Raw genomic sequence first — 22,935 nt, forward strand, 5'->3', positions numbered from 1 at the left:
AAGTCGCGGGACCATACGGTCGCACCAGGGAGGGCTGTTGATGCGAAGCCAGTTCGAGTACCTCGCGGTGCTGGGCGTGTGCCTGCTCATCACGCTGCCGCTGGAGTGGATGGGCCGCGGGGTGTACCGCCGGCTCCCGGAGCTGGTGCGCGCGGTGGTGCCGGTGCTGGTCGTGCTCGCGGTGTGGGACGTGATCGCGATCCTGCGCGGGCACTGGAGCTTCCACCCGGACAGGACGACGGGCGTGCTGCTCGGCGGGGTGCTGCCGATCGAGGAGCTGGCCTTCTTCGTCGTCATCCCGACCTGCGCGGTGCTCACCTACGAGGCGGTGCGGGGACGGGCGGGCCGGTGGTTGCCCGATGGGTGAGGAGTACCTGTTCGCCGCGGTCACGGCCGTCGTGGTCGTGGTGCTGCTGGAGTTGTTCGTGCTGAGGACGGGGTTGTTCACCCGGCCCGCGTACTGGGTGACGATGGCGATCGTGCTGGCCTTCCAGGTGCCGGTGGACGGGTGGCTGACCAAGCTCGACGCGCCGATCGTGCTGTACGCGGACTGGGCGGTCAGCGGGGTCAGGATCCCGTGGGACATCCCGGTGGAGGACTTCCTGTACGGCTTCGCGATGGTCACCGCCGTGCTGATGATGTGGGAACGGGGAAGGCAGGCACGTGAACAAGCTTGAGGTGCCGGGGAAGTTTGACTGGGCGGCCCGCGGGTACGACCTGCTGGTCGGGCTGAACCCCGGCTACCACCAGGCGTTGCGCCGCTCGGCCGGGGCGCTGCGGCTGCGGCCGGGGATGCGGGTGCTCGACCTCGGCTGCGGCACCGGCGCGTCGACCGCGGCACTGGTTACGGCGGCACCGGGCGTGGAGATCGTCGCGGTGGACGCGTCGGCGGGAATGCTGGCGCGGGCCCAGGAGAAGCGCTGGCCGGGCACCGTGCGGTTCGTGCACTCCCGCGCCGAGGACGTCGACGAGGGCACGTTCGACGCGGTGTTCGCCGCCTACCTGGTGCGCAACCTGCCCGACCCGGACTCCACGTTGCGGCACATCGGAAAGCTGCTCAAGCCCGGCGGACGGCTGGTGCTGCACGAGTACTCGGTGCGCGACTCGCTGGTGAGCCGCGCGGTGTGGACGGCGCTGTGCGGCGTGATCGTGCCGGCCGGCTGGGCGGTGACCGGCGACCGGTCGCTCTACACCTACCTGTGGCGCAGCGTGAACGACTTCGACGGCGCTTCGGCACTGCGGGACCGGCTGCGCCGCAACGGTTTCACCGGCGTGCGCAGTGCACCGCTGCCCGGGCTGCAGCTCGGTGTCGTGCACACCTTCCTCGGCCACGCGCCGGAACAGGAGCAGCGGTGAGGGATCGCAGGGCGGTGCGCGTGCCGGCACCGGCCGGGCGCGCGCAGTTCACCGGCGACGCGCCCGTGGTGGCGGTCGTGGGCGGTGGCATCGCGGGTCTCGCCGCGTCGACGCTGCTCGCCGAACGCGGTGCGCGGGTCGTGCTGTGCGAACGGGAGACCTACCTCGGCGGTCGTGTCGGCGGCTGGAGCACCCGGCTCGCCGACGGCAGCGAGGTCACCATGACCCGCGGCTTCCACGCGTTCTTCCGGCAGTACTACAACCTGCGGGCGCTGCTCAAGCGGGTCGACCCGGCCGGCAGGGCGCTGACCGCGCTGCCGGACTACCCGCTGCAGCACGCCTCCGGGCACCGCGACTCCTTCGCCGGCCTGCCGACCGCCGTGCCGTGGAACGCGCTGGCGTTCCTGCGCGGCAGTCCCACCTTCCAGTGGCGCGACCTGCCGGACGTCAACGCGCGGGCGGCGCTGTCGTTGCTGGACGTGTCGGTGCCGCGGGTGTACCGGGAGCTCGACGGCATCGACGCCGCGACCTACCTGGACCGCATCCGGTTCCCCAAGGCCGCCCACGCGCTGGCGTTCGAGGTGTTCTCCCGCAGCTTCTTCGCCCACCCCAGCCGGATGTCGGCGGCGGAGCTCGCGGTGATGTTCCACATCTACTTCCTGGGTTCCAGCGAGGGCCTGCTGTTCGACGTGGCGGCGGACCCGTTCCCGCACGGCCTGTGGGAACCGCTCGGCCGCCACCTCGCGTCGCTGGGCGTCACCCTGTGCACCGGCGTCGAGGTCCGCGCGGTCGGGCCGGGCGAGCAGAAGCGGTACTCCGTCACCATCGGCGACGGCGCGATCGAGGCGGACGCCGTGGTGCTCGCCGCGGACGTGCCCGGCCTGCGCGCGGTCGTCGAGGCCTCGCCGGCGCTCGGTGACGCGGGCTGGCGGGAGCGGGTCGGCGAGCTGCGCACGGCACCGCGGTTCCTGGTCTCGCGGTACTGGCTGGACCGGCCGGTGGACGCGGACCGGCCGGGGTTCCTCGGCACGAGCGGGCACGACCTGCTCGACAACATCAGCGTGCTCGACCACTACGAGCACGAGGCACGGGCGTGGGCGGCGCGCACCGGCGGGTCGGTGGTGGAGCTGCACGGGTACGCGCTGCCGTCCGATGTGGACGAAGCGGACGCGCGCCGGCGGTTGTGGGAACAGCTGACCGAGGTGTACCCGGAGACCAAGGGCGCCGCCGTGGTGGACGAACGGCACGAGCTGCGAGAGGACTGCCCGCTGTTCGCGGCGGGCGGGCACGCGCGCAGGCCGGGGGTGCGGACGCCGGACGAGTTCCTGGTCATGGCCGGGGACCTGGTGCGGATCGACCTGCCGGTGGCGCTGATGGAACGGGCCGCGACGACGGGGTTCGCGGCGGCGAACCAGGCGTTGTGATCGTGTCCGCTGAGACGTGCGCGCCGTTGCCGCTCATCATCGCCTGCTGTTGGAGGACGACGTGATCGTCGTGGTCGGGGCCGGGCTCGCCGGTCTGAGCGCCGCCCTGGAGCTGACCGCCGCCGGGCACGAGGTCACCGTGCTGGAGGCCGGGGACGAGGTCGGCGGCCGGGTGCGCACGGACGTCGAGGACGGCGTGCGCTTCGACCGCGGCTTCCAGATCATGCTGCCCGCCTACCCGGAGCTCGAACGGCTGCGGCTCGACCCGTTCCCGGTGCGGCACCTGCGGCCCGGCGTGTTCGTGCACGACGACGGCAGGCACGACCTGCTCGCCGACCCCCGCAGCGGCGCCTCGGCCTGGGACGGGCTGCTGCGCCAGCACGTGCTCGGCGCGGGACCTGCGGCGCTCGGCGGTTCTCGGCACCGGACGCCTTCGGGCCCGTGCGGCCGTTGCTGACCGCGCCGGACCGCACGACCCGCGAGGAGCTGCGGGCGCTCGGCCTCACCGACCGGGCGGTGGAGGCGGTGTTCCGGCCGTTCCTGTCCGGGGTGTTCCTGGAACGCGAGCTGCGCACGTCCTCGCGGTTCTTCCACCTGGTCTGGCGCAGTTTCGCCCGCGGGGGAGCGGCCGTGCCCGCGCTCGGCATGGGCGAGCTGCCCAAGGCGCTGGCGGCACGGCTGCCGGCCGGGACCGTGCAGCTGGAGACCGCGGTGCGGGCCGTGCACGACGACGGGGTCGACCTGGAGGAAGGCGGCCGGGTCACCGCGGACGCGGTGGTGGTGGCCACGGACGGCACGACCGCGGCCCGGTTGCTGCCGGGGCTGGTCGAACCGCGCTGGAACAGCGTGACCACCTGGTACTTCGGGCCGTCGCGCTCGCCGTTGCGCGACGGGTGCCTGGTCGTGGACGCGAACGGCGGGCCGGTCGTGAACACCGCGGTGATGTCCGAGGTGTCCCGGCCGTACTCGCCACGCCGGCCGCTCGTGCAGGCCACCGTGCTGGGCGAAGCGTCCGAACGGGACGTTCGCACGCACCTGAACCGCTTGTACGGCACGGACACCAGCGCGTGGGAAGTGCTGCGGCGGTACGACATCCCGCAGGCGCTGCCGGTGATGGACGCACCGCACCGGCTCAAGCAGCCCGTGCGGGCGGGGGAGCGCCGGTACGTCTGCGGCGACCACCGGGACACCAGCTCGCTCCAGGGCGCGCTGCACTCGGGCCGCCGGGCCGCGCACGCCGTGCTCGCCGACCTGCGCGGTGCCGGATGACCGCCCAGGAGAAGACGGCACTGCTGCTGTTCGGCGACCAGCTCGGCCCGCACTTCTACACCGGCCACGACGAGATCGTGCTGATCGAGTCGGCGACGGCGTTGCGGCGCAAGCCCTACCACCGGCAGAAGCTGCACCTGGTGCTGTCCGGCATGCGGCACCTCGCCGCCGAGATGCCCGACCGGGTCACGCTCGTCCGCGCCAACACCTACCGCGAGGCGATCCGCGAGCTGAACCGCCCGCTCGTCGCGTACCAGCCGGGTTCGGCCGCCGCGCTGAAGATGGTGCACGACCTCGGCGTCGAGGTGCGGCCGACGCCCGCGTTCGCGCTGGGCCGCGACGAGTTCACCGCGTGGGCCGGCAACCGCGAGCGGTTCCGGATGGAGGACTTCTACCACTTCCAGCGCACCCGGTTCGACGTGCTGGTGGACGGCTCCGAACCGGTGGGCGGCCGGTGGAACCTCGACACCGAGAACCGCGAGCCACCACCCAGACGCGCGCGGCTGGGCGTGCCGGAGCCGTGGTGGCCGGACGAGGACGACATCGACGCGCAGGTGCGGGCGGACCTCGACGCGATGGACCTGCCCGCGGTCGGCAGGGACGGTCCGCGCCGGTTCGCCATCACCCGCGCCGAGGCCCTCGCCGCGCTGGAGGTCTTCCTGCGCGACCGGCTCCCGCACTTCGGCCCGCACGAGGACGCCGTGCTCACCGAGGACTGGACGATGGCACATTCGCTGCTGTCGGTGCCGCTCAACCACGGCCTGCTGCACCCGCTCGAGGTCGTCTACGCGGCCGAGGACGCCCATCGGTCCGGTGACGTGCCACTGGCCAGCGCGGAAGGCTTCATCCGGCAGGTGCTCGGCTGGCGTGAGTACGTGTGGCAGCTCTACTGGCACCTCGGCGAGGAGTACCAGCAGCGCAACGGTTTCCAGGCCACGGAACCGCTGCCGGAGTGGTGGTCGGAGCTGCGGCCGGGCGGCGTGCGAGCGGCTTGCCTGCGCACCGCTCTGCAGGGCGTGCGCGATCACGGGTGGGTGCACCACATCCAGCGGTTGATGGTGCTGGGAAACCATGCGCTGCAACGCGGTTATGACCCGGCGGCGCTCAACGAGTGGTTCATCACGTCGTTCGTGGACGGCTTCCCGTGGGTGATGCCGGTGAACGTGATCGGCATGAGCCAGCACGCGGACGGCGGCGTCATCGCGACCAAGCCGTACCTCAGCGGTGGCGCGTACCTGAACCGGATGACCGACCACTGCGGCGGGTGCTGGTTCGACCCGAAGCGGCGCACGGGAGAACGCGCGTGCCCGTTCACGGCGGGCTACTGGGCGTGGCTCGACCGGCACGAGGAACGCGTGCGCGGGAACCGCCGGATGGTGCGGGCCGTGCAGGGGCTGCGCCGGCTGAACGACCTCGACGACGTGCGCGTGCAGGAACGCGAGCGCGAGATCTTCTGACCGCGGTCAGCCGCGCACGCGGGAGACCACGAGCCGGATCGCATCGGTCAGCGTGTGCGGTGTGCGCACGGACGACGGCAGCGCCAGCCCCGCCCACCCCGGCCCCGCGACGGCGATCTCCGCCCCGGATCCCGCGACGAGCTCCGCGAGCGGCACCTGCTCGGCGATGTCCGCCCGGTGCGCCCAGACCAGCGCTACCGCCGGCCGCAACCGCAGCACGGCGTCGCACAACGCCCGCGCGGGCACCCGTGCGCCGAGGTTGCGCCACCGCACGTCCTCTTCGGACAGTGCCGCACCGAGCGCCTCCAACGCGAGCCCGTGCTGCTCTTCCGGTGCACACGACAGCAGCGCCGCCAGCACCCCGGAACTGCCCGTCGGCGGCACCGAGCGCAGGGCGTGCAGCAGGCTCGAGCTCGCCAGGTGCTCGACCTCCACGCCACGGCCGCGTTCGGCCACCATGTGCCCGAGCTCCACCAGGCACGGCGCGAAGACCTGGTCCCACGCGGCGACCACGCCGTGGCCGGTGAGCAGCTTTCCGGCGAGGTCCAGCATCAGCGGTTCGTCCAGGCGTTTCGCGGCCGTGACGAACCCGCGCCTGGCCGACTCGGCCTCGTCCTCTCGGAGCTGCGCCCTTCCGCGGGGGTGTGGTCGTGCCGGTTCGCGCTGGGCCAGCTCGGCCGCGGCGGCGGGGGCGACCCCCTGGCCGGTCAGCGCGACCATCCTGCGTAGGACCTCGACGTCCTCGTCCTGGTAGCGGCGGTGACCACCCCTGGTGCGCACCGAGGGCCCGAGCCCGTAGCGCTGGTCCCACGTCCTCAGCGTGACAGGGGAGACGCCGAGCATGGCGGCGACGGCACGCGGTGCGTACGTCACCGCCGGCGGGCGCGTTCGGAGAGGATCGCCCTCAGCTCACTCTCGCCCAGCCCACCCCACACGCCGAAGGTCTCGTGCACCTCCAACGCGTGTGACCGGCACTTCTCCATGACGGGGCACCGCTGGCAGATCGCCTTCGCCGCGGCTTCGCGCTGGTCGCGGGCGGCACCGCGTTCATTGGGCGTGTGGAAGAAGTACGCGCTGTCCATGCCGCGGCACAGGCCGGACAGCTGCCAGTCCCACGACTCGGCGACTGGTCGGGGCAAACGAGACAATTCGGGCATGGCGCACGTCCTCTGCGGGGGTCGAACCGTGCTGACGCCACCCACCTTAAAATCGATTCAAAATCGGTGCAAGTCGACTCGCCCGGAGCGCTCCTAGTCGGGGAAGCGCCCGTTCCGCCGCAAGGCGTACCTGCGTTCGGCGTATTCCAGGTCATCGCGCCACAACCGGGCCGCCGCCCACCGCATGACCGGCCGCAACGCACCCGCCGCCGGCCGCGCGTACGCGAACCCGGGCCGGTCGGAGTGCGCGATGGTGGCCTCGACGACCGCGGTCCTGCCTTCCCTGATCGGGGTCGCGTGCGTCTCCACGACGCTGCCCTGGCCCTCGCCCTCGACGATGTGCATGACGACCGTGCGCGGCTCCGGGCAGCTGAACGCCGCCACCACCGGCACGCCGACCTTGCCCGCCAGCCGGAAGGTGACCTCGACCAGGAACTTGTCGTCGGCGTCGGTGGGCGTCTCCAGCACGTTCAGGTTCGCGAACGAGTACGGGTGGAACCACGCGCCGTGCCACGGATCCAGCCGGTTCGCGACGACGTCCTCGGGATCGCACCGGCCGATCAGCGTGGCCACCGCGTCGATCGCGTCCGCCGGCGGGCGGTCCGGCAGCACCGGCGCCGGCAACGGGTCCTCGCCTCCGACCCCGTCGAGCCGCACCCACACCAGCACGCCGTCGTCGTGGGCCGGGTAGGGCGTCCACGCGCCGAACCGCGTGCCGTCGAGCGCGAGACCGTGCCACCGGCAGATGAGCTTGCCCTCGGCCACGGCGCCGTCGCACAGCGGTGCGCCGAGGTGCGGGCACGACCCGGACCCGGCCATCAGCACGTCGTGCGGCCCCCGCCACAGGACGATCTCCTGGCCCGCGATCGTGCGCCCGCAGACCTTGCCGCGCACGACGTCCCTGCTCGCACCCGCGACGAACCAGTTGCCGGACGGACGGGCCGTGGCGCGCTTGAGCGCCGCCTCGATCAGCGCGGGTTTGGCGTCCTGCCACGTCGGGCGCTGCTCACGCCACGGCGGGCTGGAGTAGATCCGCAGCGGGATGCGGTCGCGCATCGACTTCCCCATCTCAGACCGCCTTCCCTCAGGCCGCACGGGCGAACACCGCCCGTGCCAGCGCCGGGAGCGCGACCGCGAGCCGCCTGCCGTTGGACACGACGACCCGGCGCGACAGCACGTCGCAGTCGGCGTCCTCCACCAGGTCGAGAATCCGTCCGTAGAGCCGATAGGCGGTCAACACACAAGGCCGCGATCGGGGCGCAAGCATCGCGATACCCGGCCAAGCCTGCGCATACACCTTCTTCGCGCGTTGCACCTGGTCGCGCAACGCGGCCCGCACCTTCTCGTCCGCGCGACCGACCTTCCTGGCGTGCAGCAGCCGTTCGCGGTCCACGCCGAACGCCTCCAGCTCGTCCGCAGGCAGGTAGACCCGGTCACGGTCGAGGTCCTCGCCCACGTCGCGGATGAAGTTCGTGAGCTGGAAGGCCACCCCGAGCGCGGCCGCTGCGGGTTCGGCCTCCTCGCGCGGCACGCTGGTGCCGAGCACCGGCAGCACCTGCAACCCGATCACCGCCGCGGAACCGTGCACGTAGACCTTTAGATCCGCGAAAGTCGGGTAGTCGGTGACGGTGAGGTCCATCCGCATCGAGGTCATGAAGTCGTGGAAGTGCTGCACCGGGATGTCGTAGCGGCGCACCGTGTCGAGCAGCGCCGTGAGCACCGGGTCGTCGGTGGTGCCGCTCTCCAGTGCCGCGGTCAGCCGCGCCTCGATCGCGGTGAGCACGGCGTTCTTCTCGTCGAGTCCACTGTGGAGGTCGTCGACCACGTCGTCCACCCAGCGGGCGAACCCGTACAGCGCGTGCACTGCCGGGCGTTGTTCGGCGCTGAGCAGCCTCGTCGCCAAGTAGTAGGTGCGGCCGTGCTGGGCGTTGAGCTCCCGGCACCGGCGGTAGGCATCACGCAATGCAGGTGTGGCGATGCCGGCGGCGTCGAGCTCCCGGTCTGCGGACATGGGGTTCACGCTAAGACCGGCTGTGGCGCCGTGCACAACGGCGCGACTCATCATGCGAAGCTGCCCGTGCGCTGATTAGCTCGTTCCACTTCATCAGTACCGACCGCCGAGAGGGGCGACGATGTCGCTGCTGACCAGCGTGGACACCCGTTTGTCGCGGGTGGACGACTTCTCCGCCCTGTTCGACGCGGCGTTGCACGAGTTCCTCGCGAACCGTCCGGACGTCGCGCCGGAACTGGCGGCGGAGCTGCGCGAGATGGTGCGCGCCGGTGGCAAGAGGATGCGGCCGCGCTTCGCCTGGGAGGGCTGGCGTGCCGCCGGTGGTGGTGGGGACGAGGACGTGGTGGTGCGCGCGCTCGTCGCGTTGGAGCTGTTGCAGTGCTGTGCGTTGGTGCACGACGACGTGATGGACCGGTCGACCGTGCGCCGTGGCCGGCCGACCGTGCACGAGGTGTTCATGATGCGCCACCGCCGGTCGCGGTGGGCCGGAAGTGCCCGCCAGTACGGCGACTCGGCAGCGGTGCTCGTCGGCGACCTCGCCCTGGCCTGGGCGGACGACGCGCTGGTGACCGCGGGGCTGTCCGGTGCCGCGCTGCAGCGCGCGTGGGTGCCGTGGCAGGCGATGCGGGTGGAGATGATGGCCGGTCAGCACCTCGACCTGCTGGGCGTTGCGCGCCGCGAGGAGTCGCTGGAGCAGGCGTTGCGGGTGGCGGCGCTCAAGACCGCCGCCTACACCGTGGAACGGCCGCTGCACCTCGGCGCCGCGCTCGCGGACGCCGGTCCCGACGTGGTGGCCTGCCTGCGCGAGTTCGGCCGGGACGTCGGGGTGGCGTTTCAGCTGCGCGATGACCTGATCGGTGTGTTCGGCGACCCGGCGGTCACCGGCAAACCGGTCGGCGAGGACCTGCGCGAGGGCAAGCGGACGGCGTTGATGGCGCTGGCGTTGTCCCGCGCCACGAACGGGTCCGCGGCGGTGCTGCGGCGCGCTCTCGCCGGGCCGGTGAACGACGCGCTGGTCGAGCGGGTGTGCGGGCTGCTGGTCGAGATCGGCGCGGTGGACGCGGTGGAGGAGCACATCGACGTGCTGGTGACGAGCGGGCTCGCGGCGCTGGACCGCACCGCGCTCGACCCCGAGGCGAAACGCGAGCTGGTCAAGCTGGCCGGCAAGGCCACCGTGCGGAAGGCGTGAGGCGTGGTTCAGGTGGTGAAGGGCAGCACCGACCGGGTGGTCGTGGTCGGTGCCGGGCTCTCCGGGTTGTCCGCGGCGCTGCACCTGCGCGGTGCGGGGCACGAGGTGACGGTCCTGGAACGACAGCCGCACCCCGGCGGGCTCGCCGGGCGGCTCGACGTGGACGGGCACCGGATCGACACCGGGCCGACCGTGCTGACGATGCCGGAACTGCTCGACGACGCGTTCGCGGCGGTGGGGCAGCGGCGTGAGGACCACCTCGAACTGCTGCCGTTGCACCCGGCCTACCGGGCGACGTTCGCCGACGGCTCCGCGCTCGACGTGCACACCGACGGCGAGCGGATGGAGCAGGCGGTCCGCGACTTCGCGGGCGACCGGGAGGCGCAGGGCTACCGCGACCTGCGGGCGTGGCTGACGAAGCTCTACCAGGTCGAACGCGACCGGTTCATCGGCGCGAGCTTCGACTCCCCGCTCGACCTGGTCGGGCCGGACCTGCTGAAGCTGACCCGGCTCGGCGGCTTCGGCTCGCTCGGCAAGGCGGTGGGGAAGTTCCTGCACGACGAACGGCTGCGGCGCGTGTTCACGTTCCAGGCGCTTTATGCCGGTGTCGCACCGAAGGACGCGTTGGCCGCGTACGGCGTCATCGCCTACATGGACACCATCGCCGGGGTGTACTTCCCGCGCGGTGGCATGCGCGCGGTGCCGCAGGCATTGGCCGATGCCGCCGCACGCGCGGGAGTCGAGTTCCACTACGGCGTCGAGGTCTCCGAGCTCGAACGCACCGGCCACCGGGTGGCGGCGGTGCGCACGGCGGAAGAGCGGTTCCCCTGTGACGCGGTGGTTCTCGCGACCGGACCGGCGCAGAGCACGCGGCTGCTGCGCGGTGAGCCGAAGCGGGTCGTGCCGTTGCGCTGGTCGCCGTCGGCCGTGGTGGTGCACCTGAGCGCCCGGCGGGTGGTGGACGACCTCGCGCACCACACGATCTCGTTCGGCGACCGGTGGGACGACACGTTCGACGAGATCATCAAGCGCGGCCGGCTGATGAGCGACCCGTCGTTGCTGCTGACGACGCCGTCGCTGACCGACCCGGCGCTCGCACCCGAGGGCAGGCACCTGCAGTACCTGCTCGCGCCGTGCCCCAACCTGGACGCCGCGCCGATCCGCTGGGACGAGACGGCGCAGCGCTACGCCGAGCAGCTCATCGCCGAGATGACCGCGCGCAAGCTCGTCGAGGACGTCGAGCCGCTCGCCGTGGTGACACCGGACGACTGGGCCCGCGACGGCCAGGCCGCGGGCACACCGTTCTCCGCCGCCCACACGTTCGCGCAGACCGGTCCGTTCCGGCCGTCGAACCTGCCCTTCCGCGACGGCAACGTGGTGCTCGCGGGCAGCGGCACCACGCCGGGTGTCGGGATCCCGCCGGTGCTGATCTCCGGACGGCTCGCGGCTCAGCGGCTGTCGGGCTGAGCGGCGTGCACCGGGTATCCCGACTGCACCGGGTATCCCGACTGCGCCGGGTGCTGCACTCGGGTCGGTTGTCGGCTCGGCGGCTGTTGGCCTGAGCGGCGTCCACCGGGCATTCCGACTGCGCCGGGTGGTGCACTCGGGCTGGTTGGCGGCTCGGCGGCTGTCGGGGTGAGCGGCGTGCCGGGCATCGCGATTCCGCCGGTGCTGCGCTTTGGCCACCTTGCTCAGCGGCTGTCGGCGTAGCGGAAGCCGGGACTCCAGTAGAACGCCGGGGTGGCCGCGGCCAGCGCGGCGAGCACCAGCATCGCCGGGGTGGTCCCGACCGCCCCGGCGAGCGCGGTGCCGAGCACGGCGCCCAGCGGGACCGTGGCGACGGTGACGGCGTTGACCAGCGAGCCGACCCGGCCGAGCATCTCCGGCGCGGTCCGGCGTTGCCGCAAGGACAACAGCACCACCGCCCACGCCGTCGCCGCCGCGCCGAACACGAACTGGTAGACCGTCAGCACCGGGAACGGCAGACCCAGTGAGGCCGCCGGGATCAGGAACAGCGCGCCCGCCGCGACGCTCGCGCACACCGCGCACGCCAGGGCCGCGCTCAGCCTCCGCGTCACCCACGCCGAGCCCGCCGCACCCAGCACGGCGCCGAGGCTGAACGCGGACATCGTGAAGCCCACCTCGTCCGGGCCGAGCCGCAGCTGCTGGTAGGCGTAGACGAAGAACAGCGCGCCGATGCCGCTGCCGGCGAGGTTCATGGTCGCGGTGCCGAGCACGGCCCGGCGCAGCACCAGGTCCCCGTTCAGGTACCGGACGCCCTCGCGCAGCTGGTCCACCACGGACGGCCGCTCGGTCGCGTGCGAGCGCCGGGACAGCAGGGTGGCCGACGACGCCCCGACGATCACCACGGCCGAGGCGAAGAAGGTGCCGGCGGTGACGAGCAGGGCGAGCTCGGCGGCGGACACCGCGATGATGAGACCGCCCAGGCCCGGCCCGGCGATGCGGACCACGTTGAGCAGGCTCGACCGGGTCGCGTTCGCGCGTTCGAGGTGGTCGGGCGCCACCAGACCGGGGATCGCGGCCTCGGCGGCGGTGTCGAACACCGCGCCCGCGACACCCAGGACCGCGGCGAGCACGTAGAGCACCCAGATCTCCCGCACCCCGGAGGCGATGATCAGCGCCACCACCGCGGGTGCCGCGGTGCGCACGAGGTCCATGGCCACCAGGACGTCGCGCGGCTTGAGCCGGTCGATCAGCACCCCCGCGAACGGCCCGAGCACCGCCGCCGGCAGGAACTCGGCGACCAGCAGCAGCGTGGCCGGCCCGATGCCGGACCCGAACGCGAGGATGGCGACGGCGGGGATCAGCACGACGGTGATCTGCGTGCCCGTCGTGCTGATCGCCTGCGCGACCAGCAACAACCACCAGTCGCGGTCGACTCTGCCCTTCACGCGGATCAAAGCCTGTCCCCGCTCTCGCGCAACGCGCGTACGGCGTGTGTGAACGCCGCCCCGCTCAAGACCGCGGTCGCGCTGAGTGCTTTCCACGTCATGATCGGCTGACGTGTGGGAGCGGTGCGGCGTTGCTCCGCACGGGCCGAACCAGCCTGGAGGATGAGCTCAGGCGGGTTCCCAGGCGATGAGCCGCTCGAAGATCCGCGCGTCGCCCTCGACCTCCACCGCGTCGAGCGGGTGGCGGCCGTAGCAGAACAGGACCAGCTCACTCGCCGTCCCCGTGGCCGACACGTCGGCCGGCCCCTCGGCGGGGACCACGCGGGCACCCTCCGCGGAGAGCCGCAACCGCCACGACCGGCCCTCGGTGGCGTGGTAGTCGACCACAGCGGGCTCGTGCGGCCACGCGCTCGTCGTCGACACGCACGTGAGCTGGAACTCCTCGACACCGTCGAGCGCCACGTCGACGGGCAACGGCTGCGGGTCGCCGACGGTGAGCTGCGCGTCGTAGGTGTGCACGGCCATCTGCTGCAGCTGGTGCCGCGCAACGGCTCCGCAGGTCGCCGGTGACTGCGAGCCGGTCCACCACGTCCAGCACCCGCGATCGGGTCCCGCCTCCCGCAGTGCGTCGACCAGCAGCCGGGTCGACTCGGCGAGCCACTCGTCCAGCTCGGCGCGGTCCCGGGGAGCCGTGCCCTCCGCCGGTGACCTCCCCGTGGCGCCGGGGCCCGCGGCGACGGTGGCGGCCCAGGCCCGCCGGCCCTCGCCGATGTGCTGCGCCAGGTCGTGCAGTGTCCACTCAGGACAGGACGGCACCCGCGCGTCGAGGTCGGGTGCGGTGGCGAGCACGGAACGGAAGACCGCGGAGCGTTCGTCGATCAGCCGCAGCAGGTCGGGGAACGCCGGAGGATTCTGCACGGCGGTTGTCTACCACCAGGACCGCCGGTGGCACAGCGTATTTCACGGCCGCTGCACCAAGCCGTTGATGTGCGCGTACGCCACCGCGTGCACCCGGTCCCGCAACCCCAGCTTGGCCAGCACCCGCGACACGTGCGTCTTCACCGTCTCGTCGCCGACGTGCAGGCGGGCCGCTATCTCCGCGTTGCTGTGCGCCGCCGCGACCAGGTGCAGCACCTCGCGTTCCCGCGCGGTCAGCAGCGCGAGCTCCGGCGGAGTCGGGGGAGGGGCGAGGCTGACGGCGAACCGGGCGATCAGGCGTTGTGTGACCGACGGGTCGATCAACGCGTCACCGCGCGCCGCCACCCGCACGGCCGAGATGAGCTCCTCCGGCGGCAGCGACTTCAGCAGGAAGCCGCTCGCACCCGCGTTCAGCGCGCGGTAGACGTACTCGTCGGAGTCGTAGGTCGTGAGCAGCAGGACCTTGGTGCGGTTGCCCGGATCGGACAGGATCTGCTCGGTCGCGCCGAGGCCGTCCAGCTTCGGCATCCGGATGTCGAGCACGGCCACGTCCGGGCGCAACCTCGCCACCTCGGTCACCGCGGCCCTGCCGTCGGCCACCTCGGCCACGCAGCGCAGGTCGGCCTGCGTCTCGAAGATCGCGCGCATGCCGGAGCGCAGCATCGCGTGGTCGTCGGCGAGCAGCACCGACAGGGTCATGACGCCTCCAAGGGGAACGTGACTGCCGTGCGCCAGGTCCTGCCGTCGGGTTCGAGGCCGGACTGGGCGGTGCCCGCGAACATGCCCGCGCGGTTGCGGATGCCGACCAGGCCGCGGCGCCCAGACCCGGTGCGGCCGGACCCGGAGTGGCCGTTGCCGGAGCCCGCGGTGTTCTCGGCGGTGATCGTCAGCGCGGCCGGCGCGTACTCCAGGGTGACCGTCACGCCGGACGCGTCGCCGTGCCGCAGGGCGTTCGTCAGCATCTCCTGGATGATCCGGTAGACCGTGATGTCCAACGACTCCGGGATCTCCCGGTGCTGGCCGCACACCAGCAACCTGGCGGGCGTGCCGGCCGCGCGCACGCCGTCGAACAGCTCGTCGAGGTTGTCCAGGCCGGGTTGGCGGGCGCCCTCGGACCTGGCGCCGTGCAACAGGTCGAGCAGGTGCCGCAGGTCGACCATGGCCGCGCGGCTGGCCGCCTCGACCGACCGCAGCGAGGTCGCGAGCTTCGGGTTGCTGTCGGGCAGGCCGAGCCTGGCCGCCCCGGCGTGCATCCCGATCGCGCTGACGTGGTGCACGATCACGTCGTGCAGGTCGCGGGCGATCGCGCTGCGCTCCTCGGTGATCGCCTTGGTGACCGCCGCCTGCGCGTCGAGCTTCTCCACCTCGCGCTGCTTCTCCAGCTCGGCCAGGTAGGCGCGCCGCGCGGTGGTGTAGCGGCCGACGAGCCACGGCAGCACCGCCGCCTTGGTCGCCACCAGCGCGGCGATCACCAGGCTGTGGTCGGCCATCAGCGGGATGGTCATGAGACTGGCCGACAGCACGCCGAGCGACGCCCACGCGGGTGCGCCGCGCAGCCAGGCACCCGCGCGGTACGCGGCGATCAGCATGCCGGCGTCGTTGTGGTCGATGCCCCTGCCCATCGTGAGCAGGATGACCACCGGGACGGCCGCCTGCGCCAGCGCGACCCAGCCGGAGAGCCGCGCGGGCCCGGCCAGCATCGCGTCCACGGCCAGGGTCATCGCCAGCACGACGACCATCTGCTGGGCAGAACGCGCGTCGTACACCACGAACCCGGCGTCGACGGCCATGCAGACGACGGCGACCAGCCGGGACTGGTGCTTGAGGGGCAGTTTGATCGAGTCCATCGCACCGGAATCCTGCCGCATCGGTGCCCTGAGTTCCTCCCGCCGTGCAGGGGTCGGAAATCCCCCGCGCGGGGGACCCGGGTTCCGACTCGCCAGTGACGCGGCGGGCCCGCGGTGATCGCTACGTTCGGTCACGATGAAGCGAAGTGGTGTGATCCTGCTGCTGGTGCTGGGGGCGGTCTTCTCGGTCGCGGCCCCGGCGCTGGCCGACGGCGCCCAGCTCGGCGGCGACCTGCACGTCGCGCAGAGCCTGGGCGACCGCGAGCTGACCGTGGTCATCCGGCGGGCCGCGGAGGTGCCCGGCCCCGTGCACGTCGACGTGGTCACGCACGCCGGCACACCGCCGGGTGAGCTGACGCTGACCGCACGCGCCGCGGGGGCGCGGACGAGCACGACGAAGGTGGTTCTCGGTGCCACGCCGGGCTTCCACTCCGGTGTGGTGCACGTGGACCGGCCCGGTCCGTGGGAGCTCGCGGTGGACGAGGCGAGCATCCCGTTCGTCGTCCCCGCGATCGTGCCGTCGCCGTGGGAGAACGCGACCTACGGCGGGTTCATCGCGGCCGGTGTGTTCCTGTTCGCCGCGTTGGTGCTGGCGGTGCTGGGAATGCCGGGTCTCGCTCTCGTGCCGACCGGTGGCGTGGTCGCGTCCGTCGCCGTCGCGGTGACGGCGGCGTTGCTGGCGCCGAGCATCCCGCCGGTGCCCGCACCCGGCACCCAGCTCGACCCGACCTACGAGAGCGTGCTCGACCCCTACCAGCGGACGTCCATTGTGGACTTCTCGCGGCCACCCGTGAACCTGGTGCCGCGCATGGACGGCAGCGACCTCGTGCTCGACCTGACCGACGGCTCGTCCGGCCGCCCGGTGGACGACCTGCTGGTGCACGACAACGCGTTCATCCACCTCGTCGTGGTGTCACCGGCCGGGAACCTCCGGCACCTGCACCCCGTCCGCACCGGACCCGGCGAGTACCGAGCCCGGTTGTCCGGCGCGGAACAGGGCACGCACGCGCTCGCCGCGGAGATCGCCCGTCGCGGCGGGGGAGTGCAGCTGCTGCGCTCGAGCATCGACGTCACCGGTGGCGCTCCGGCGCCTTCGGCTGACGGAAAAGCCGACGTCGCAATGGACATCCGCGAGGCGGGACGGCCCAGCACCATCACCGCGCGCTTCGGGGAGAGCGACCTGCAGCCGTGGCTGGGCATGCTCGGGCACATGATCGTCGTCGGCCCGGTCACCGACAGCCCGGTGAAGGCACCGATCTGGGCGCACGTGCACTCGATGATCCCGCCGGTGCCGGGCATGCCCGGCCAGCCGGACGAGAGCGTGGCCGCGTACGGGCCGGACGTGCCGTTCACCTACTCCTTCCCGTTGCCGGGCCGCTACCTCGTGTGGATCCAGGTCGAACGGGACTACTCGATCGTCACCGTGCCGAAGGTCGTCGACGTGCCCGCGGCGAAGGGGGTCGCCACCAAGTGAAACGCACCCGCAGCACTTATGTCGTGGCCGTGCTGGCGGTGGTCGTCGCAGTGGTCGGCGCTGGTCGTGTTGTGGCCGCGCAGTGTCGAGGCACAGCCGCACCTCGCCGAGACCGACCAGCTCCGGTTCGTGCTCACCCCGGCGAGCACGAGGTCGGGCACCAACTCGTTCGACCTGACCGTCACCGACCGCGCCGGCGGCCCGGTGCAGGGCGAGGTGACGGTCGAACCGGCGATGCCGCAGATGGGCCACGCGGTGGCCCCGATCACCGCGGCACCGCTGCGACCCGGCCACTACCGGGTCGGCTCCGTCGACCTGTTCATGGCCGGGCAATGGGAGATCACCGTGTCACTCAGCACCGCGTCGACCAGCACCGCGTCACTCAGCACCGTGTCACTCAGCGCGGGGCGGGTCGTCATCCCGCTGCTGCTCACCTGAAGGGGAACAACCATGGCCATCACGGCCTCGGCGGTCGTCGCACCGTCAGCCAGGACCGTCCCGAAGGGGGTGGTGCCGGCCAGTCTGGTGGTCGGCGGCACCCTGATCTCGCTGATCGGCCTGACCTGGGACATCCAGTGGCACTCCGACGTCGGGCCGGACACGTTCTTCACGTTGCCGCACCTGTTCCTGTACGCGGGCAGCGCGATCTCCGGCCTGGCGAGCCTCGTCGTCGTGCTCCTGACGACGGCGGCCACCAAGCGCGGCCGGCAGGTCGACTCCATCGTCGGTGGCCGCGCGGTCGGTGTCTTCGGCCGGACGTTCGCCGCACCCGTCGGATACCTGATCTCCGGCGTCGGCGCGGCGCTGTTCCTCGTCTACGGGCTGTGGGACCAGTGGTGGCACAGCCTGTACGGGTTCGACGCGGTGATCGCCTCGCCGCCGCACATCGGGCTGCTGCTGTCGATCTCGATCACGATGGTCGGCGCGGTCATGGTGTTCGCGGTCGCCCGTGACCACCCGTGGGGCACCTACGGCGTGGTCAGCTCCTCCGCCGTGCTGCTCGCCTTCAGCATGGTGACCGTCATCGGCCTGGAAGCGCTGCCCAACGGCGTGGTCAACTCCATCACCGTGGGCGCCGCGTTCTTCTCGGTGATGATCCTGCTCATGGCGGGCAACGCGCTGAACCGGCGCGGCGGCGCACTCGCCGTGGCGGTGGCGGTGGCCCTGCTGCAGGCGGTCTTCTGGTGGTTCTCGCCGTGGGCGACCGAGGTCTACGCCAACGCCACCGGCCTGCCGCTGCGCGACTACGCCGACGGGGTTCCCGCGCTGCCCAACCTGATCCCGATGGCGCTGGTCCTCGTCGCGGTCGCCGCCGAGCTGCTGCACAAGCTGCCCGCGTGGATTCCCGGCGCGCTCGGCGGTGTGATCATCACGGCCTGCGCACCGCTGCAGAACATGCTCGTCCACGGTGGCGGCCGGTTCCCGGCTCTGGACCGCTACCTCGCCACCATCGCGGCCGGAGCGGTGTTCGGTGCCCTCGCCGGCATGGCCGGCCGCCGCTTCGGCCTGACGTTGCGCCACCTCGCGCCCGCCAAGGAGAAGAGCCATGCGTAAGACTCTGCTGGGGTTCGCCGGCGCGGCCGCCCTGCTGCTCGGCCTCGCCTCGCCGGCACTGGCCTTCGAGCCGGTCAACGTCGTGCACACCGAGAAGGTCCAGGCAGGACCGTACGAGGTGACCGTCGGGTTCAGCACGTGGCCGCTCAAGGCCATGCAGTCGCTGGACTTCACGTTCGCGCCGGAGGACGGCATCACCGGCAAGCAGGGCACGCTGACCATGTTGTACGGCAACGAGGTCATGGACGACGACCCGCTCGCCCGCCACCCCCGCAAGCGCGAGGTGTGGGGCCTGGACGTGCAGGCGCTGCCGGAGCCGGGCACGTGGGCGATGAAGTTCGACATCACCGGACCGGAGGGGGCCGGGTCGGGGGAGCTGAAGAACCTGCGGGTGATGGAACAGCCGGGGCCGCCGATGGGGCTGTCGTGGGCGATCAGCACGATCCCGTTGTTCGGCCTGGTCGCGTTGATCGTGGTGGCGGTGCGCCGGACTCGGGAGAACGTCAGCTAGCCGGTGGTGGGGAGGCCGTCGGTGCCGGTTGGTGCTGGGGCCTCCCGCGCTGGTCGGCCCCTGTGGTCACGGCGTGGGGCGGAGCTCCTCAGGCTTGAACAGACCTCGCGCGTACCGCTCAACGCGGAACTCCCAGTCGGCCTCGATGCCCTTCTGCCCGGTCTTGAGGTCGTACACGTGTGCCGTGTACTGCTGCTGTCCCTCTGGTGTCACCCGTTCGAGAACCAGGTCCGGCCGACGGGTCCCCGGGTAGGCCGCACGCCCGTCGATGTCGTACGGGGCTTCGGTGCGCAGCCGGTAGTCGCCCGCGTGGTTGCCCAGGATGGCCTGGTGCCGGTCCTCGATGTTGCGGGCGAAGATCGCGTGGATCTCCGAACCCGCCTCCCTCGCCCTGGTGGTGTTGAGGTTCCGCCAGGCGTTGCTCTCCTCCGCGCGCAACCGTTCCAGCTCTGCGGGGTCTCCACGTCCGGCGGCGACCTCCGCGGCCTCGCGCTGCCGCTGCTCGGTGAGAGCTTCCGCACGGTCACGGGCGGCGTCCACGGTCGCTGCGCGGTCACCGGTGTAGCGCTGGTCCGCCGGACGGGCGTGGAACTCCGCAGCCGCGTCGTCGACGGCCCGTTGGATGCCGGGGCGGATGTCGTTGCGCACCTGCTCCGCCTCCAGGATTCGGGGGATGTCCCGCTGCCGCCACGGCCGTGCGTCCGACGGGAGCGTGACGTCGTTCGAACCGGCCTGCCCGGAACGTCCTCGCTCCGCGATCTCACCGGTGCGCTCCTGGGCGCTGCGCACGCCGGCACCGGCGTCCACGGAACCCTGCCGCTGCGGCGGCCTGCCGCCGGTGCCGGGCGTGGAGGGGTCGGTCCTGCGGTGCAGGGTGAACCAGAGCGCTAGTGCGAGGGGGACGAGTCGTCTGATCACGGCCGGTTCACCCTTCGAGCAGCTTCTTGAGGTTGGTCAAGCTGGCCACCAGCGCCATCGTGTAGGTGAGGATGCGGCCCGCCCACTTGACCACGGCCGCTGCGATCTGCGCCGCGACAACGGGGATGGTCACGGCGAAGATGGCCTCGACCGCCCAGACGACCACCCTCGCCACCAGGTCGGCGATCAGGTCGCGGACGATCTCACGGGTCAGCTCCACGAGGCCGCCCGCGCCCTCGGTGGCCTCCGCGAGCGCCGCGGAGATCGCGGACAGGCCGCCGAGCGCTTCGACGTTGCAACCCATCATGCTGCGGTAGGCGTCCGCGGCTTCCCCGTGCCAGTCAGGCAGATCGCTCTCGACGTGCGAGCCGAGGGCGGTGGCCATCTGCCCCAGCTCCACGGCGATCTTGTTCCACGTCGCCGCGTGCGCGCGGACCAGATCGGGCTTGCCGGTCAGTTCGTCGAGCATCTCGCGCAGTGGCTCGAAGTACTCCATCGCCCAGCCCAACCCGTTGGCCAGCAACGCGCTGAACGGATCCATGACCGTCGCCGCGGCCTCGACGCCCAAAGTGGCGCCGGCGAGGGCGTCGTCGACCCAGCCCTCGGTCTTGATCGCGTCCACGAGGCCTTCGACGCTGTCCGCGAGACCTGCTCCCGTCCACACCTCCCGGGTCGACTGCTCGTGGGCGATCAACGACTGATCGGTCATCGCGCGGCCCCTTCGCCGCCGGTCGGGCGCAGCGCAGTGGCGGTTCCCTCGTCCGCCGCGAGGTAGTGGTCGGCTGTGGCGCGCAAGGACGCCGCGGCCAGCGCCAGGTTCTCCGCCACGAACGCGACCAGCTCGTCCTGCCGGACGTGCCGGCCTTCCAGGACCGCGGAGATCCACCCGCACAACAGACCGTAGGCCTGGTCGTCCTGTGCGACGTGTGCGCTTGCCGCCTCGACCGCGCCGAACCGCGCCGCGACCGCTTCGACGTTGGTCGCGTGCCGCCGGATCTGCTCCGGGTCCACACGGAAGCCCTGCTGCACGGTCCGTCACCTCCGCAGGTAGGACTGGTCGTCGAAGGTCTCGTCGTGCGGCGACGCCGTCGCCCCGCCACCCGGCAGCCGTTCGACGTGCGCCACGACCGCCCGCCCGGTCGCCGAGTCGGTGCCGACCGTGTCCGCGACGATCTCCCGCGACCGTTCAGCGAGTTGCCGACGTGCCGTGGTCAACGTCGTCAGCACCGCCTGCGCGACTGCCTCCGGCCGGGTCCGCTGGATCCGGTCGGTCAGCCGCAGGTCGACCAGCGCACCGGTGGAGTCGACCGTGACCTCCGCGAGCCCACCGGGATCAGCCACCACCACCCGCACCTGCTGGATCCGCTCGCTCATCGCGCGCGTGTCGGCGGCGAGCTTGTCGATCCGGCCCTTCCACGCCGTCAACCGCTCCACGGCACCACCCGGATCGAGGATGTCCTCGCCCATTCTCCCGTCCCCTCCAGACGTCGGCCCGTCATCGAGCGCAGCGTTGTCCTTTTCGGCTCTTGTGATGGTCTGCCCGCCTGCAGATGACCGTTGCGGGGAAACCGACCACAGTTGGGTTTGACCAGCTCGCACGGGATGTGCGGACAATAGCCGGAGCAACCGTCGCGCACCTGGGAGTTGGAGTAATTCCATTGCGGGAGAACATTTGATTCCGCCCCTCGTAGAATTCTCCGGGGCGTCGGTCATGACTTCCCGGATTCGATCGAAGCGGAATCAATCCGTGGTTCGGGTGCTGGAATTCCTCTTCCGGACCAGGCCTGCTGCCGACAGGTGGATCTCGCCTGACCTGGCACAATGCCCGGCGTGCAGCTGGAGGCGAGGCTCCTCGCGACGGTGTCGCGCCTCGCCGGTCCCGTGCGCGGTGCGGGTGTCGTCCTGATCAGCCTGTTCGGTGCGTTGTCGGTCGGCTCGGCGCTGGGCTGGGCGTTGTTCGGCTTCGTGGTGGTGACGGCCGTCGCCGACTTCTGGCTGCCGCGGGTGGCGCTGCCGGTGGCGTTCGTGCGGGTGGTGGTGCTGTCGGTGGTGCTGGGCGGCGCCGGCGACCAGTGGGCGTTGACCGTCCTCACCACCACGCTGATCACCTGGCAGCTGCAGTGGCCGCTGCGGGTCACCGTGCCCCTGAGCGCCGCTCTGCTGGCGGTGCACGTGGCGGTGGCCGGCCCGGCGGTGCTGGTGCGGGCGGTGCTCCGCTCGCCGAGGCGGCCGCTCGCGCGGCGCGGCGTGGCGTTGGAGGGGCGGGGAGCGCGAGTACCTGGCGTTGTTGCACGACACGGCCGCGGCGACGTTCCTGATGGCCGCGCACGGTGGTTCGCCCGGTGTGGCCGCAGGCACGGCGTGACCTGGAGGTGCTGGCGGAGCGGGACCACGTGCAGGGGACCGTGGACCTCGGGGCGGCGCTGGGGGCGGTGGCACGGGACAGCGCGGTGGCCGTCCGGGTGTCGGTGGAGGTGGCGCCGGTGCCGGCGGGGGTCGCGCTGGCGGTGGTGCGGGCGGTGCGGGAGCTCCTGACGAACGTGGCACGGCACGCGGGTGGCGCCTCGGCGGAGCTGGTGGTGTCGCGGGCCGGTGCTGGTGCGGTCGTGGTGGTGAGGGACGGCGGGCCGGGGTTCGTCGTCGAGGACGTGCCGGAGCACCGGCGTGGGTTGCGCGCCTCGGTGGTGGAGCGGGTGGCGGCTGTCGGTGGGGCGGCGGAGGTCGAGTCGGCGCCGGGGACGGGACGACGACCCGCCTGACCTGGCCTGCTCCTGCCTCCGCTCCCGCCACCGCCTCCGGCACCGCTCCCGCCTCCGCCTCCGCTCCCGCCTCCGCCACCGCTCCCGCCTCCGCTCCGCCTCCGCCACCGCTCCCGCCTCCGCTCCCGCCACCGCCTCCGGTACCGCTTCCGCTCCTGGCACCGCTCCCGCCACCGCCA

The 22,935-nt window shown here is 72.2% G+C and carries 25 protein-coding genes and 1 pseudogene; 14 read left to right on the forward strand and 12 right to left on the reverse strand.

What is annotated here, in order from left to right; genetic code table 11:
- Positions 1-40 precede the first annotated feature (40 nt).
- The 6 genes and pseudogenes from BBK82_RS33180 (at position 41) to BBK82_RS33205 (ending at position 5,506) form a co-directional block, all read left to right on the forward strand.
- A complete protein-coding gene (locus BBK82_RS33180) occupies positions 41-367 on the forward strand; it encodes a lycopene cyclase domain-containing protein (protein ID WP_065918507.1) in 327 nt (108 codons plus the stop codon).
- Positions 360-677, forward strand: coding sequence for a lycopene cyclase domain-containing protein (locus BBK82_RS33185; RefSeq protein WP_065918508.1), 318 nt, complete (start codon positions 360-362; stop codon positions 675-677). The genes BBK82_RS33180 and BBK82_RS33185 overlap by 8 nt, the downstream gene beginning before the upstream one ends.
- On the forward strand, positions 664-1,356 hold the full coding sequence (locus BBK82_RS33190) for a class I SAM-dependent methyltransferase (RefSeq protein ID WP_065918509.1): 693 nt from the start codon (positions 664-666) through the stop codon (positions 1,354-1,356). The genes BBK82_RS33185 and BBK82_RS33190 overlap by 14 nt, the downstream gene beginning before the upstream one ends.
- Positions 1,353-2,780 carry an FAD-dependent oxidoreductase gene (locus BBK82_RS33195; RefSeq protein ID WP_083268308.1) on the forward strand — a complete coding sequence of 476 codons (1,428 nt, stop codon included), beginning with the start codon at positions 1,353-1,355 and terminating at the stop codon, positions 2,778-2,780. The genes BBK82_RS33190 and BBK82_RS33195 overlap by 4 nt, the downstream gene beginning before the upstream one ends.
- Positions 2,781-2,850: 70 nt before the next feature.
- Positions 2,851-4,049, forward strand: a pseudogene (locus tag BBK82_RS33200) (NAD(P)/FAD-dependent oxidoreductase).
- Positions 4,046-5,506 carry a cryptochrome/photolyase family protein gene (locus BBK82_RS33205; RefSeq protein ID WP_065918510.1) on the forward strand — a complete coding sequence of 487 codons (1,461 nt, stop codon included), beginning with the start codon at positions 4,046-4,048 and terminating at the stop codon, positions 5,504-5,506. Before BBK82_RS33200 ends, BBK82_RS33205 begins: the two are co-directional and overlap by 4 nt.
- Before the next feature lie 6 nt (positions 5,507-5,512).
- Here BBK82_RS33205 and BBK82_RS33210 read toward each other — a convergent pair whose 3' ends face one another.
- The 4 genes from BBK82_RS33210 to BBK82_RS33225 form a co-directional block, all read right to left on the reverse strand.
- Positions 5,513-6,379: a MerR family transcriptional regulator gene (locus BBK82_RS33210; protein WP_154697642.1), complete on the reverse strand. Its 867-nt coding sequence runs from the start codon at positions 6,377-6,379 to the stop codon at positions 5,513-5,515.
- Positions 6,376-6,663: a WhiB family transcriptional regulator gene (locus tag BBK82_RS33215; RefSeq protein ID WP_053734851.1), complete on the reverse strand. Its 288-nt coding sequence runs from the start codon at positions 6,661-6,663 to the stop codon at positions 6,376-6,378. The genes BBK82_RS33210 and BBK82_RS33215 overlap by 4 nt, the downstream gene beginning before the upstream one ends.
- A 93-nt stretch (positions 6,664-6,756) precedes the next feature.
- On the reverse strand, positions 6,757-7,731 hold the full coding sequence (locus BBK82_RS33220; RefSeq protein WP_065918511.1) for a DUF5914 domain-containing protein: 975 nt from the start codon (positions 7,729-7,731) through the stop codon (positions 6,757-6,759).
- A gap of 16 nt (positions 7,732-7,747) precedes the next feature.
- Positions 7,748-8,674, reverse strand: coding sequence for a phytoene/squalene synthase family protein (locus tag BBK82_RS33225; protein WP_065918512.1), 927 nt, complete (start codon positions 8,672-8,674; stop codon positions 7,748-7,750).
- 121 nt (positions 8,675-8,795) lie between these two features.
- On the opposite strand from BBK82_RS33225, the gene BBK82_RS33230 reads away from it, so the two are divergent.
- Together BBK82_RS33230 and crtI are read left to right on the forward strand one after the other, a co-directional pair.
- Positions 8,796-9,863 (forward strand): polyprenyl synthetase family protein, encoded by a 1,068-nt coding sequence (locus tag BBK82_RS33230; RefSeq protein WP_065918513.1) that lies wholly within the window; start codon positions 8,796-8,798, stop codon positions 9,861-9,863.
- A gap of 3 nt (positions 9,864-9,866) precedes the next feature.
- The gene (gene crtI, locus BBK82_RS33235) at positions 9,867-11,330 is read left to right on the forward strand and encodes a phytoene desaturase family protein (protein ID WP_065918514.1); all 1,464 of its coding nucleotides are present in this window, start codon (positions 9,867-9,869) and stop codon (positions 11,328-11,330) included.
- Between the two features lie 224 nt (positions 11,331-11,554).
- Here the strand turns inward: crtI and BBK82_RS33240 are convergent, their stop codons facing one another.
- The 4 genes from BBK82_RS33240 to BBK82_RS33255 all read right to left on the reverse strand — a co-directional run bounded on the left by BBK82_RS33240 (position 11,555) and on the right by BBK82_RS33255 (position 15,540).
- On the reverse strand, positions 11,555-12,775 hold the full coding sequence (locus BBK82_RS33240) for an MFS transporter (protein ID WP_170068004.1): 1,221 nt from the start codon (positions 12,773-12,775) through the stop codon (positions 11,555-11,557).
- A 168-nt stretch (positions 12,776-12,943) separates the two neighbouring features.
- Positions 12,944-13,693: a maleylpyruvate isomerase family mycothiol-dependent enzyme gene (locus BBK82_RS33245; RefSeq protein ID WP_065918516.1), complete on the reverse strand. Its 750-nt coding sequence runs from the start codon at positions 13,691-13,693 to the stop codon at positions 12,944-12,946.
- A 42-nt stretch (positions 13,694-13,735) separates the two neighbouring features.
- Entirely contained in the window at positions 13,736-14,392 is a 657-nt protein-coding gene (locus BBK82_RS33250) for a response regulator (protein WP_065918517.1), read from the reverse strand.
- On the reverse strand, positions 14,389-15,540 hold the full coding sequence (locus tag BBK82_RS33255; RefSeq protein ID WP_065921536.1) for a sensor histidine kinase: 1,152 nt from the start codon (positions 15,538-15,540) through the stop codon (positions 14,389-14,391). The genes BBK82_RS33250 and BBK82_RS33255 overlap by 4 nt, the downstream gene beginning before the upstream one ends.
- A gap of 136 nt (positions 15,541-15,676) precedes the next feature.
- On the opposite strand from BBK82_RS33255, the gene BBK82_RS33260 reads away from it, so the two are divergent.
- Genes BBK82_RS33260 through BBK82_RS33275 form a run of 4 tightly spaced genes read left to right on the forward strand, consistent with a single transcriptional unit; the run spans position 15,677 to position 19,079 of the window.
- Positions 15,677-17,014, forward strand: a complete 1,338-nt coding sequence (locus tag BBK82_RS33260) for a hypothetical protein (RefSeq protein WP_154697643.1) — start codon at positions 15,677-15,679, stop codon at positions 17,012-17,014.
- A gap of 18 nt (positions 17,015-17,032) precedes the next feature.
- Positions 17,033-17,452 carry a FixH family protein gene (locus BBK82_RS33265; protein WP_065918518.1) on the forward strand — a complete coding sequence of 140 codons (420 nt, stop codon included), beginning with the start codon at positions 17,033-17,035 and terminating at the stop codon, positions 17,450-17,452.
- Between the two features lie 12 nt (positions 17,453-17,464).
- Positions 17,465-18,568: a hypothetical protein gene (locus BBK82_RS33270; protein WP_065918519.1), complete on the forward strand. Its 1,104-nt coding sequence runs from the start codon at positions 17,465-17,467 to the stop codon at positions 18,566-18,568.
- Positions 18,561-19,079: a hypothetical protein gene (locus BBK82_RS33275; RefSeq protein ID WP_065918520.1), complete on the forward strand. Its 519-nt coding sequence runs from the start codon at positions 18,561-18,563 to the stop codon at positions 19,077-19,079. Before BBK82_RS33270 ends, BBK82_RS33275 begins: the two co-directional genes overlap by 8 nt.
- A gap of 66 nt (positions 19,080-19,145) precedes the next feature.
- On the opposite strand, the gene BBK82_RS33280 is transcribed toward BBK82_RS33275, so the two are convergent.
- The 4 genes from BBK82_RS33280 to BBK82_RS33295 are packed head-to-tail and all read right to left on the reverse strand — an operon-like array spanning position 19,146 to position 21,464.
- Positions 19,146-19,997: a hypothetical protein gene (locus BBK82_RS33280; protein WP_065918521.1), complete on the reverse strand. Its 852-nt coding sequence runs from the start codon at positions 19,995-19,997 to the stop codon at positions 19,146-19,148.
- Positions 19,998-20,004: 7 nt separating this feature from the next.
- A complete protein-coding gene (locus BBK82_RS33285) occupies positions 20,005-20,706 on the reverse strand; it encodes a WXG100 family type VII secretion target (RefSeq protein WP_065918522.1) in 702 nt (233 codons plus the stop codon).
- Positions 20,703-21,026, reverse strand: a complete 324-nt coding sequence (locus BBK82_RS33290) for a type VII secretion target (protein ID WP_154697644.1) — start codon at positions 21,024-21,026, stop codon at positions 20,703-20,705. The genes BBK82_RS33285 and BBK82_RS33290 overlap by 4 nt, the downstream gene beginning before the upstream one ends.
- A 6-nt stretch (positions 21,027-21,032) precedes the next feature.
- The gene (locus tag BBK82_RS33295) at positions 21,033-21,464 is read right to left on the reverse strand and encodes a YbaB/EbfC family nucleoid-associated protein (RefSeq protein WP_065918523.1); all 432 of its coding nucleotides are present in this window, start codon (positions 21,462-21,464) and stop codon (positions 21,033-21,035) included.
- 363 nt (positions 21,465-21,827) lie between these two features.
- On the opposite strand from BBK82_RS33295, the gene BBK82_RS51925 reads away from it, so the two are divergent.
- Together BBK82_RS51925 and BBK82_RS55875 are read left to right on the forward strand one after the other, a co-directional pair.
- Positions 21,828-22,532, forward strand: coding sequence for a hypothetical protein (locus BBK82_RS51925; RefSeq protein WP_170068005.1), 705 nt, complete (start codon positions 21,828-21,830; stop codon positions 22,530-22,532).
- The gene (locus BBK82_RS55875) at positions 22,517-22,756 is read left to right on the forward strand and encodes an ATP-binding protein (RefSeq protein WP_170068006.1); all 240 of its coding nucleotides are present in this window, start codon (positions 22,517-22,519) and stop codon (positions 22,754-22,756) included. Before BBK82_RS51925 ends, BBK82_RS55875 begins: the two co-directional genes overlap by 16 nt.
- Positions 22,757-22,935: the final 179 nt, after the last annotated feature.

This window comes from Lentzea guizhouensis, from assembly GCF_001701025.1.
GTDB lineage: Bacteria > Actinomycetota > Actinomycetes > Mycobacteriales > Pseudonocardiaceae > Lentzea > Lentzea guizhouensis.